10 protein-coding genes are annotated in these 11,366 nt (G+C 55.9%); 8 read left to right on the top strand and 2 right to left on the bottom strand.

Annotation, left to right across the window (positions count from 1 at the left end; genetic code table 11):
- The first annotated feature begins 21 nt into the window (after positions 1-21).
- Complete coding sequence (locus PW792_02975) at positions 22-1,428, top strand: ethanolamine ammonia-lyase subunit EutB (GenBank protein ID MDE1160892.1); 1,407 nt, start codon at positions 22-24, stop codon at positions 1,426-1,428.
- The gene (eutC, locus tag PW792_02970; protein MDE1160891.1) at positions 1,425-2,198 is read left to right on the top strand and encodes an ethanolamine ammonia-lyase subunit EutC; all 774 of its coding nucleotides are present in this window, start codon (positions 1,425-1,427) and stop codon (positions 2,196-2,198) included. Before PW792_02975 ends, eutC begins: the two co-directional genes overlap by 4 nt.
- A gap of 915 nt (positions 2,199-3,113) precedes the next feature.
- Here eutC and PW792_02965 read toward each other — a convergent pair.
- Entirely contained in the window at positions 3,114-3,257 is a 144-nt protein-coding gene (locus PW792_02965; protein MDE1160890.1) for a hypothetical protein, read from the bottom strand.
- 247 nt (positions 3,258-3,504) lie between these two features.
- Between PW792_02965 and PW792_02960 the strand changes: the two genes are divergently transcribed.
- The 6 genes from PW792_02960 to PW792_02935 all read left to right on the top strand — a co-directional run bounded on the left by PW792_02960 (position 3,505) and on the right by PW792_02935 (position 9,148).
- Positions 3,505-3,819 carry a type II toxin-antitoxin system RelE/ParE family toxin gene (locus PW792_02960; GenBank protein MDE1160889.1) on the top strand — a complete coding sequence of 105 codons (315 nt, stop codon included), beginning with the start codon at positions 3,505-3,507 and terminating at the stop codon, positions 3,817-3,819.
- A gap of 138 nt (positions 3,820-3,957) precedes the next feature.
- Positions 3,958-4,170, top strand: a complete 213-nt coding sequence (locus tag PW792_02955; GenBank protein ID MDE1160888.1) for a helix-turn-helix transcriptional regulator — start codon at positions 3,958-3,960, stop codon at positions 4,168-4,170.
- A gap of 455 nt (positions 4,171-4,625) precedes the next feature.
- The gene (locus PW792_02950) at positions 4,626-5,867 is read left to right on the top strand and encodes a site-specific integrase (GenBank protein ID MDE1160887.1); all 1,242 of its coding nucleotides are present in this window, start codon (positions 4,626-4,628) and stop codon (positions 5,865-5,867) included.
- Positions 5,868-5,929: 62 nt separating this feature from the next.
- Entirely contained in the window at positions 5,930-6,856 is a 927-nt protein-coding gene (locus PW792_02945) for a tyrosine-type recombinase/integrase (protein MDE1160886.1), read from the top strand.
- Between the two features lie 91 nt (positions 6,857-6,947).
- Positions 6,948-8,180, top strand: coding sequence for a tyrosine-type recombinase/integrase (locus PW792_02940; protein MDE1160885.1), 1,233 nt, complete (start codon positions 6,948-6,950; stop codon positions 8,178-8,180).
- Positions 8,177-9,148 carry a tyrosine-type recombinase/integrase gene (locus PW792_02935; GenBank protein MDE1160884.1) on the top strand — a complete coding sequence of 324 codons (972 nt, stop codon included), beginning with the start codon at positions 8,177-8,179 and terminating at the stop codon, positions 9,146-9,148. Before PW792_02940 ends, PW792_02935 begins: the two co-directional genes overlap by 4 nt.
- A gap of 706 nt (positions 9,149-9,854) precedes the next feature.
- Here the strand turns inward: PW792_02935 and PW792_02930 are convergent.
- Positions 9,855-11,222 (bottom strand): NAD-dependent succinate-semialdehyde dehydrogenase, encoded by a 1,368-nt coding sequence (locus PW792_02930; GenBank protein MDE1160883.1) that lies wholly within the window; start codon positions 11,220-11,222, stop codon positions 9,855-9,857.
- Positions 11,223-11,366: the final 144 nt, after the last annotated feature.

Raw genomic sequence — 11,366 nt, 5'->3', positions numbered from 1 at the left:
GAACTCCTCCCGCTAAGAACGATGTCTTACTCGCATACAGTCGATGGCCAGACATATCGCTTCGCCGACCTTAAGACGCTGCTGGCGCGCTCAAGCCCCTATCGCTCCGGCGATGCTCTCGCCGGTGTCGCCGCAGAGTCGGACAAAGAGCGGATGGCAGCCCGCATGGCGCTTGCGGACGTGCCACTAAGAAGCTTCCTTAATGAGTGCCTTGTCCCTTACGAAGAGGACGAAGTCTCGCGCCTGATCATAGACACGCACGACGAGGCGGCCTTTGCCCCGCTGCGCCATCTCACCGTCGGCGGCTTCCGCGAGTGGCTTCTCGATCTCACGCGAACGACGGAAGAGTTCACCGCCGTTGCTCCGGGTATTACGCCGGAGATGGCCGCTGCTGTTTCGCGGCTGATGAGGAATCAGGACCTGATCCTTGCCACGCGAAACATGCGCGTGGTCACTCGTTTCCGCAACACGATCGGCCTGCCAGGTCGTCTGTCCGTGCGCCTTCAACCCAACCACCCCACCGACGACCTGCGCGGCATCTTCGCCTCTACGCTCGATGGCCTGATGCTCGGCGCAGGCGATGCCGTGATCGGCATCAACCCGGCCAGCGACAGCGTTCCCGAAGCCATACGCATTCTGCGCGAACTCGACCGCTTTCGCATCCACTTCGACGCGCCCGTACAGACATGCGTGCTCACGCATGTCACCAATACCATTCAGGCGATAGAAGCAGGTGCACCCGTAGATCTCGTCTTTCAGTCCATTGCAGGCACACAGAAGGCTAACGCCTCTTTTGGCATTAATCTCGCTGTGCTTGAAGAAGCACAACAGGCAGCACTCGCTCTGCATCGCGGCACGGTCGGGCAGAACGTCATGTACTTTGAAACCGGCCAGGGCAGCGCGCTTTCTGCAGACGCTCATCACGGCATCGACCTGCAAACCTGCGAAGCGCGAGCCTACTCCGTCGCTCGCCGTTTTCAGCCTCTGCTGGTGAACACGGTCGTCGGCTTCATCGGCCCGGAGTATCTCTACGACGGCAAGCAGATCACACGCGCAGGTCTCGAAGACCACTTTTGCGGCAAGCTTCTTGGCCTGCCCATGGGATGCGACATCTGCTACACCAACCACGCAGAAGCCGACCAGAACGATATGGACACACTGCTCACGCTGCTTGGCGTAGCGGGTGTGAACTTCATCATCGGAGTTCCCGGCGCCGATGACATCATGCTCAACTACCAAAGCACTTCGTTCCATGACGCGCTCTATCTACAAGAGGTGCTTGGCCTGCGTCGTGCTCCTGAGTTCGAAGCATGGCTCGAACATATGGGAGTTACAGACACGCAGGGTCGACTTCTGACTCCAAAGGATGGCCACACGCTGGCCGACGCTTTTGACGCACCGCGGCTTGCAAGCGGGGAAACAGCATGAGTGATTCCCCCTCACGCATCCACACGCCGGGGTCTGCATGGAACTCTCTGCGCCGCTATACGAAGGCGCGCATCGCGCTGCCTCACACAGGGGCAAGCCTGTCCACGCAGGAAGTGCTGAACTTTGACATGGCTCACGCGTGTGCTCGTGATGCCGTGCACGTTGCCCTCGATGTTGACCTGCTGGAGCAGAGCCTCATGGCCTCGGGCTTCGCTGCTATAAGAGCTCAAAGCCGCGCCATCACGCGCGCCCAGTATCTGCAGCGGCCTGACCTGGGCCGACAGCTTGCCCCCGAATGCGCCGCTCGCCTCACACCTGCTGAAGCTCGCGCGAATACGCTGACCATAGTGATCGCCGATGGTCTATCTTCTGTTGCCGTCGCTCGCCACGCCGTTCCTCTGCTCACCGAAATACGACGCAGCATCGCTGGGTGGGAGTGGGATGCGATCGTCATCGCGACACAAGCGCGCGTGGCTCTGGGAGACCAGATCGGCGCACTGCGACACTCCACCGCCGTGATCGTGCTCATCGGCGAACGGCCGGGACTAAGTTCTCCCGACAGCCTTGGCATCTACATGACCTACGGCCCCCGCCCAGGGCTCACCGACTCGGACCGGAACTGCATCTCCAACGTGCACCCCGGAGGCCTCCCTTATTACGAGGCAGCTTTTCGTCTCGCGTATCTGCTGCAGCAGTCTCAGCAACTAGGCAAGAGCGGGATCGAAGTAAAAGACCTCAGCAGCGCACAGGACACTCTACCGTCGCGCTAACGGCTTTCTCTCGCACACAAGATCCAGCACATCTCTTCACGGGAAAAATCCCAGCAAAGAACAGTATTTAAAGAACAGCTGTATCTATAGTCCAAAGAACAAAGCTTTGGAAGCTACGTCAGAAGTATGTTGTAAGATTTGCGACCGAGTCGCGGATAGGAATGTCCCTAAAGGAGGAAAGCGTTTGGTGGACCTGATCGGGATCGAACCGATGACCTCTTCCATGCCATAACCGACCGTTTTGCTAACTTATTGTATTTTCAAGGCTCTGGTCGCTCCATAAGCTCTGAAAACGCCCCTGGAACAGGTTCTTGTTCCCATAATGTTCCCAAAACGAGGTCAATTGTTCCCGCGCAATCCGGCTTTAGAATCATGATGTTAGAAGTCCTTAGAATTGATGCCAAAGTTGGTTCAGGTCATTGGTTCCGAGCCACTACGCAGATTCAAATTAAGTCCCCGCAACCATCCGAATTGCTGTCGTTCCATTCCGGAGGCCCCTCATTCAAGGATGCTGCCTGAGATATCGGCGACAAACCAATTCCGATACGGACATTTCGAAGTAAGCCTCTTTTTAATCAAGAGCTAGATGGGGTTATTCTCTCGTCTCCCGTCCGTTGCGCGAGCGCGCCGCTTGTAATCACGAGGGCGCCATGAGATGGAGCGTCCTTGCTGGCCAAGCTAGAAGCCCCGCGGCCGACCTTCCATACTATGAGAGAGCGGAATGGCCAAGGCTATTCACGAAAGCTCATCCCACACGCCGTCTCCAAAGGGTGCTGAAAGCAGTCCGTAAAGCGTAATGACGGCTAGGATGATTGCCGCACCGTAGACCTTGCGAAACGGAAATGGATGACTCATAGCGCCAATATTTCGGCCTGTTGTTCTTCCAGGCTCACAAGGCGGTCCAGCTCTTTTGGATCAGCGCTCTGCGACGAGTGAGCCACAGGTATTCAGGTGAGGATTCTGGCTGGTAAGGTCCTGGCCGAGGATGCGGGCGACGCGCTCAATCGCAGCCTGAAGACGGTCGTTGGTGTACGGCATGGAGAGTTCGATAATGTTCAATTACTCCGGCGCGATCGGCGTAGACCCCGGAAGTGCCATGAATCATCAGATCGAGCTGGACGGATCCAGCAGAAGCGCTCGCAGCTCTGCGGGAAAGATGGCAATATCAGCTCGAAGCTGATCCTGAGACCGCTTGGTCCCTGCTTGCCGGCGCAATGGTGAATATGATCTTGACCGCATATGAGGTGTACCTCATAATATATGAGTGTCTTATGAGATTCGAGCGACTTCTGAGTTTCGGGAATGGATGCAGACCCTTTCTCCCCTAGAGCGGGAGTCATTCGACGTAGCTGTGAACCTTCTCAAGGAGAAAGGACCGGTACTCAATCGGCCCTACGTTGATACCGTCAAGGGCTCGGCATTCCCCAATATGAAGGAGCTGCGGACCGCGCACGATAAACATTTGGCGCTTCGCGCCTTCTTTGCCTTCGATCCCAGGCGCGCCGCCATCCTGCTCATCGGCGGTGACAAACATGGGCGTCGCGGGTTTTACGAGAAGTTGATCCGCAGGGCGGATGAACTGTACCGCGAACACCTCCGGGCACTGAAGAAAGAGTCTTGAATCTGAACGTGCATTCCTCAAGCCAGAAAGGACATCATGGCAAACAAAACCCTCTCCTACGACAGCATCGCCGATGAGCTGATGACCAAGGCCAGCCGCGCGCGCGCGAGGAAGCGCGCCAATGCGATTCTGGAACGCATGACGCTCGATCAGCTGCGCAAAGACCGCAAGATGACTCAGGGAAAGCTCGCTCACGCCATGAAGATCGAGCAAAGCGAAGTTTCCCGCTTGGAAAAACGCGCCGAAGTCAAACTGGGAACGCTGCGGAATTACGTCAGCGCGCTCGGAGGACACATCGAAATTCGCGCAGTTTTCCCAGACAAGAATGTCGAGCTCGCGCTTACCGAATAGCGCATAGGCCGACATAGAAGATGGTCCACACGACTGGAGTGGCAGGAGAGATCTCACTGGGAGGCTCTTGTCGATGGCAGCGGCGTCGATGCTGATAACGCTCGGATCGACCGAAAGACGATTCTTGTGGAACTCGGTGGTGGTCATCCAGTGACCGACGCGCTACTCGATTTCGAACTTCTGCGGACCCTGTCACTCTAGGGTTACTCTATTAACGCCGACAAATCGCGGAAGCAACTTCTGATCCTTATTCCGTGCTTGGTGCCCGTTCGAGTGGGGCTTACCGGCAGTCCTCTCGGTGAGATTACACATACCGACGAGCTGCACCTGGACCTGCGCGTCCGGATCGAACTCGCAGCCGGTCAATAGCTCTATTATCCTCATGGCTCCAGATTTCGCTTTACGCCTCAATTCTTCGAGGGCGACAGCTTGAAATCAGCAAACGTGGAGGACAGATGTTTGAGCAGATCTATCAGAGGTCAGAAGTCATTGAAAAACATCGCCGAGCACCGTTGCGTCAGGAGCGGGAACGATATCTGAGGCACATGCTCGAAGAGGGTTATAGCCATAATGCGTTAACCACTGCAGCGGCATATATGCTCCACACGATCCGAATCCTCGGTCTTCATGAACTACGTGTGGTTTACGAAGAGGAGATTAAGAGAGGTGCGGAATTCTGGGCGGAATATCGGGGGGAGTACCGAGATCCCGGTCATTGCAACTCGGGGTCTCCGAAATCTTTTATCAAGTATGCTCACGCATGGCTTCGGTTCCACGGCAAGTTGGAGGTTCGCCCAAGCCTTCCTTTCCACGAAGAGACGCAAGTATTCGCAAACGCGCTGCAATCTACTTATCGCCTTTCCGCAGCGACGGTTCGCGGCTATTCCAACCGTGCCCAGGCCTTCTTAACGTGGTTGGCAGCCCAGGATGGAGATCTTGAAACGGTCTCGGTCGCTGGCGTTGACAAGTTCATTAGCGAGAAGCGCACGGAAGGATGGAGACCCCGCGGCGTTGCCAACCAATGCCAGGCGTTGCGAAGCTTCTTCCGTTTCGCCGAAATGTGCGGCTGGTGTGCACCGAATCTCGCGTCGGCCATCCGAATCCCCCGCGTTCCAAAAGACGAGCCGCGTCCTACCGGACCAACTTCGGCACAGGTTGGCCAGATGTTGAAGCTGGCCGAAGGGAGCGAACCCGAGCAAATCCGCGCTAGGGCGCTTCTGTTGTTGTTTGCGGTGTATGGCCTTCGCAGTAGCGAGGTCATTCAACTGCGTTTGGAAGACTTTGATTGGCAGAGTGAAGTCTTCACTGTTCGGCGCGCCAAGCGTGGTGGGATTCAGCAATATCCGATCCAGTACGAGGTTGGAGAAGCGATCCTCAACTACCTTCGATATGCTCGGCCGCGTGTCTCTGACCGGCACGTCTTCCTTGGAGAGCGACGCCCCTGGGGACCGCTCCTGCATACCAGTGTATGGAGAACCGTATCGAGGCGGTTGCGAACCCTTGGAATCGAGCTCCGCCATATGGGGCCCCACGCTTTACGTCACGCATGTGCAACGCGCCTACTTCAGAAAGGGTCATCCCTTAAAGAGATCGCGGACTTTCTGGGACATCGCGATACAAAATCCGTCAGTATCTATGCTCAATGCGACACGGCCGCGCTTCGCAAAGTCGCTGCTTTTCGCTTGGCGGGGTTGTGATGAGACTCCAAAAAGGAATTGAAATCTACATCGAAGCCAGACAGTCCGAAGGCGCTCCATGGTTGAAGGGGGCGCAAAACCTGCGGTCTCTGTACCGGCAGCTCGGCGATCTGCCCCTGAATCGAATCCGGGCGAACCAGATTGAGCCATTTCTCGACGGCCCTCTGACCGCCGCAGCAACCTGGTACAACAAATACTGCGTCCTACGCCAGTTCTTCTGCTACTGGAAGGCCCGCAATGAAATCTATAGATTGCCGCTGCCTCCACCCCGGCGTTTTCCGATACAAACATTTGTTCCCTACGTCTACTCGCGGACCGAACTCCGGCGGTTGCTGGTGGCCGCCGGAGTGACGCAACGGGACAGGAACGCCGTGATCGGAGCTCGCACCTTTCGCACCCTGCTTCTATTTCTCTATGGAACGGGTGCGGGGCTCGGCGAAGCGGTCCAACTGGAACGCAGTGACATAGACTTTCGCCGTAGACGCATCCTCTTTCGCACTAGCGTGGCCCGCCGTGCGCGCGAGATTCCGATTGGCTCTGATCTGTACGACATTTTGTTGAAGTACCATCGGACGCACTCTCACAAAGAGGCGAGGAAGGCCCCGCAATTCTTCCTGACCAAAGATGGATCGCAAATCAAAGCGAGCACGGCGAGCAAGACGTTCCAGAAGGTGCGAAAGCAAGCAGGCGTTGACCGAGATGACGGTGCACGCTACCAGCCGCGGATGCAGGACCTGCGATATACCTTCGCGGTGCACCGATTGACAGCATGGTTTAAGCATGGCGCGGACATGAGCCGGATGATTCCGGCACTCTCGACTTACATGGGACAACATAACCTTGTCACGGCGGAACGCTATCTACGCCAGACTCCGGAGCGGTTTCGAGCGCAACTCAACAAACTCAGCCCTCGAAAGGGCAAGAAGAGATGGCGGGACGACGCAGCGCTCATGAAATTCCTCGACGGTTTGTTGAACGACACTGATTGATACGCCGCTGACCTGAATATCGCTTCTTGTCCGTTGCTACATGTTTTACCTTGCCTCATCCGGATGGGCTTCGAACAAAGGGGATAAGACCGTGATCGAAAGTCTTTCACGTTTTCCGAGCTTCCGCTTGCGACAAAATAGTGCGCCGTTGCTGAAGGAAAGGGAGCAATTTCTCCAACACCTCTCTGCGCGAGGGCTCAGCCGCGTAACGATACGCATGACGGCATCCTATCTACTCCACATCGTGCGCATTATGGAGCTCACGGAGCTTCGCAACGTTACCCTCGATGAAATTGAAGCCGCGGGTCAAGTTTGGGCCGCTTACGTCGGGCCAGAAAGGAGATGCCCGCTGCCGGGAATCACAAAGTATTTTGTCCTTCGGGCAAAACAGTGGTTTACCTTCAACGGAAGCTTGGCACCTGTCGCATCACCACCCTTTTCGGTCGAGATCGGGCACTACTCCGATGCGCTGCGCACCCGTGGTCTTAAGCTGGACACTATCGAGAGCTATCGTGGAAACGTCGCGACCTTCCTCCGATCAGCCGCGCCGCGGCACAACACCTTGGCAACCATCCGAGTTTCAGATCTGGATGAGTACTTCGCGCAGATGCGCGCTTTGAAAAGATCGGACAGCTACATCGCAGCATATTGCAATGCACTGCGCTCCTTCTTCACCTATGCTGAGATCATGGGCTGGTGCCTCCCTGGTATTCCCTTTGGCATCCGCAGTCCGAGGTTACCTCGGTATCGAGGCCCTGCCCGCGGGCCGGCATGGAAGGACGTGCGCAGGCTCGTTCAGAAAAGGGGAAAGGCCGGCCCAAAGGAACTCCGCACCCGCGCCATCCTGTTGCTTCTGGCAGTGTACGGTCTGCGTAGAGGTGAGGTAGCCAGACTCGAACTTGGCGATTTTGACTGGCGCAGTGAGACATTCATGGTGCGTCGAGGAAAGAACGGGGGGATCCAGTACTACCCGATCCAGTACGAAGTAGGCGAGGCGATCATTGAGTACCTCCGGTGCCGTCCCAAATGCGCTTCCCGCCACCTTTTCGTCTCTTTGTGTCCGCCACATCCTCCCTTTGGGGTTGGCGGATTGTTCCAAGTTGTATCGGACCGGATGAAGAGCATGGGTATCGAGTCGGTGAATGCTGGCCCGCACGGACTTCGTCACGCCTGCGCCACTCGCTTGCTCAGCCAAGGCTCCTCCCTGGAGGAGATCGCAGCCTTTCTTGGACATCGCGACCTCAATTCTGTGAGCATCTATGCCCGCTACGACATCCGCTTGCTGCGTAAGGTGGCGGCCTTCAGCTTATCGGGGGTGCTATGAAACTCCAACAAGGCATTGAGCGATACGTTGAACAAAAACGAAATGCAGGAATAAATTTCAAAGAAGGAAATGAGAGACTTGCCTTGTTTTGTCGCTGTGTCGGCGACATCCCTCTCGACAAGATTCGCTACGAGCAAGTCGGCGGCTTTCTTAACGATCGGCATACATCGGATGGGACTTGGATCAACAAATATAACGCGCTGCGCAGTTTTTTCCTTTTCTGGATAGCCCGTGACCAAATGCGCTCGCTGCCCATGCCTCCTCCGCGACGCCCACCAGAGCGAGTCTTCGTTTCATACATCTATTCGCAGACAGAAGTTCGTCTGTTGCTTAAGAGCACGCGAATCTCACAAGCACATGCCTTCTGCCGGATGGACGCACGGACACTTCGCACTATTTTGCTGTTTCTTTATGGCACCGGTACCTGGGCCCGTGAAGCAGTAAGAATCACGCGAGAGGATGTTGATCTCCAACACAGACTGGTCACCATCAGAAATAGCCGCTTAGAGCCGTCCCGGACGATTCCCTTCGGGCCTGACCTGTACAAAGCCTTGAAAAGCTACTGCAACTCCCATCAGCGGCGAAATTCCAGTACTCAAGCGTTCTTCCACTGCAAGGACGACAAACCGTTGACAGAGACTCATCTCATCACGGCGTTCCGAAGGCTCCGAATCCGCGCCGGAATCACCGACCAGGATGGCGTCTCTCAGCCTCCTCGCTTGCATGACCTTCGATACACGTTTGCAGTCCACCGCCTGACGGCATGGCATAGACGCGGCGCTGATATTAATCGCATGCTCCCGGCTCTCTCGGTGTACATGGGGTACAAAAATCTCAGCACTGCAGCCCGGTTTCTGAGCCTGACGCCAGAACGGTTCCGCGTGCAGCTAAACAAGTTAAGTCCTCGTCAGGGAAAGCGGCATTGGAGAGACGACACTGCTCTAATGCATTTCTTGTCGACGCTGTAAGCGGCATGCTTGGCAAGCGTCACACTAGGTGGTGCCGATAGGATGTGCTTTACGCAGGAGGTGGGCGCGGCGCTCCCGTACAACACGGCAAGGCGGATATTGGGTCGCTCCGAAACCGTCAAACAGGATCAATGTGAGATCGGGGGCGCAATAGATAGCGCACGATCGCTTCTTGGAACTAGTCATTCCCGAAGAATGGGGCCGAGCACCTCTACCAATTAGAAAGCTATCCGTGCAGTTCCCAAAATGTTCCTAGAAAGACGGTTCTGTTCCCGGACTAATAGAGACAAATCATAGAAAACAAAGATACATAATTGGCGATCTCAGAACCGACGGGAACTTTCATGCCATAACCGACCGTTTTGGTAACTAATTGTATTTTCAAGGCTCGGTCGCTCCATAAGCTCTGAAAACGCCCCTGGAACAGGTTCTTGTTCCCGTAATGTTCCCAGATTTGGCTTTCTGTTCCCACGCTCCAAATCGCATTTTGGAGCAATCATCGGTTCGGGCGAACAGGTCATAGCGACACGACCGCCAGCGAATCTGGAGCGGCGGGATTTCACGTCGCGAGTCCGCGGATCACTCCTAAGATCCGTGTCACCCACGAGTTTGTACATAGCTCGTGAGTGACGCAGACAGTTGGCACTATGCAACGGGTCAGGGCTCTTAGCTGGGTAGCTTCCTGCAAACGGTCAAGTCGCGGTGCTCAAGCTACGCGAATCAATTTCTTATTCACGAACTCACCGATGCCAAGATCAGAAAGTTCGCGACCGTACCCAGAGTTCTTCACTCCGCCGAATGGCAGATCCGGAGCGGTCCATGTTGCCTGGTTGATAAAGACCATCCCGGTTTCGATCTGCCGGGCTACTCGCTTCCCACGCTCTATGTCTTTGGTGATGACAGTTCCACCAAGACCGTACGGGGAATCATTCGCCAGCTTCACCGCCTCCTGTTCGTTCTTCACGCGGAAGATCAGGGCCACCGGAGCGAAGAACTCCTGATAATAGGCGGGGTTCTCCGGTTTGATATCGGTCAGGATCGTGGGTGCGAGGAAGTATCCCTTCCGGTCCAAACGTTTGCCTCCAAGCAGCACTTTCGCGCCATCGTCTACAGCGGTCTTGATCTGCTTCTGGACTAAATCGAGAGCGCCAGCGGTGCACAATGGCCCAAGTGTCGTCTTTTCTTCCATCGGGTCGCCGGGAACGAGCTTTTCTAGCTCTTTTCTAAATCGATCGACGAACGTATCCGCTATCTTCTCGTCAAGGATGAACCGCTTAGCAGCCACGCAGCACTGGCCGGTGTTGTTCATACGGCCCCAAACACCCCACTTGATGGCCGTATCCATGTCCGCATCGTCGAGCACGATGAAAGCATCGCTGCCGCCCAATTCCATCGTGCTCTTCTTGAGCGCTTTGCCTGCCTCTGCGGCGACTGCGGCGCCAGCCCGTTCGCTACCAGTGAGAGCCACTCCCTTTATGCGCGTATCCGCGATCGCTACAGCTGATTGCTCATTCGAGAGGAAAACGTTGCTATAAGCTCCGACGGGAGCACCGGCATCAAGGAACAGCTTCTCGAATGCTAGAGCGCACTGTGGCACGTTTGGGGCGTGCTTCACGATAAGCGTATTGCCCACCATGAGGTTCGGCCCTGCGACCCGCGTCAGCTGGTAGTACGGGAAGTTCCAAGGTTCGACGCAGAAGATCACGCCCAGCGGTGCACTCTCGACATAGGCCTCGCCTTCCTCCACCTTCAGCTTTTCGGGTGCAAGAAATGCCTCGGCGTTGTCGGCATAGTAATCGAGGATGTCGGCACTGAGATCCACCTCGCCCTGCGCTTCCCGGAATAGTTTGCCCATCTCGAGAGTGATGGGTTTGGCAAATTCGTCACGTTTTTCCCGTAGGATCGAAGCCGCCTTCTTGAGAATCGTCTTGCGCTCAGCCAGAGTCTTCCGGCTCCAATCGTTCTTGTAGGTTGATTCAGCCCGCGTGATGATCTCTTCCATCTGTTCGTCGCTATGTTCCGGAAAGCTCTTGATCAACACTTCGTCATTGGGATTGATTGTTTGATAGGCCATAGAGGCTATCCTCCTTTCGATTCATTCCATTGGATGTCAACAAGCTCAGCCGGCTGCATTTTCGCTGACGAGCGTTCCGCCTAGCTGGGCCGACGCACAGATTCGGCCATCGTCGTGTCTCTGACGGAAGAGACAGCGCGGCGC

The sequence above is a fragment of the Acidobacteriaceae bacterium genome (assembly GCA_028283655.1).
Classification (GTDB): domain Bacteria; phylum Acidobacteriota; class Terriglobia; order Terriglobales; family Acidobacteriaceae; genus Granulicella.
Note: the sequence above shows the minus strand (reverse complement) of the source record. Positions and strands in the feature narration are given on the sequence as shown.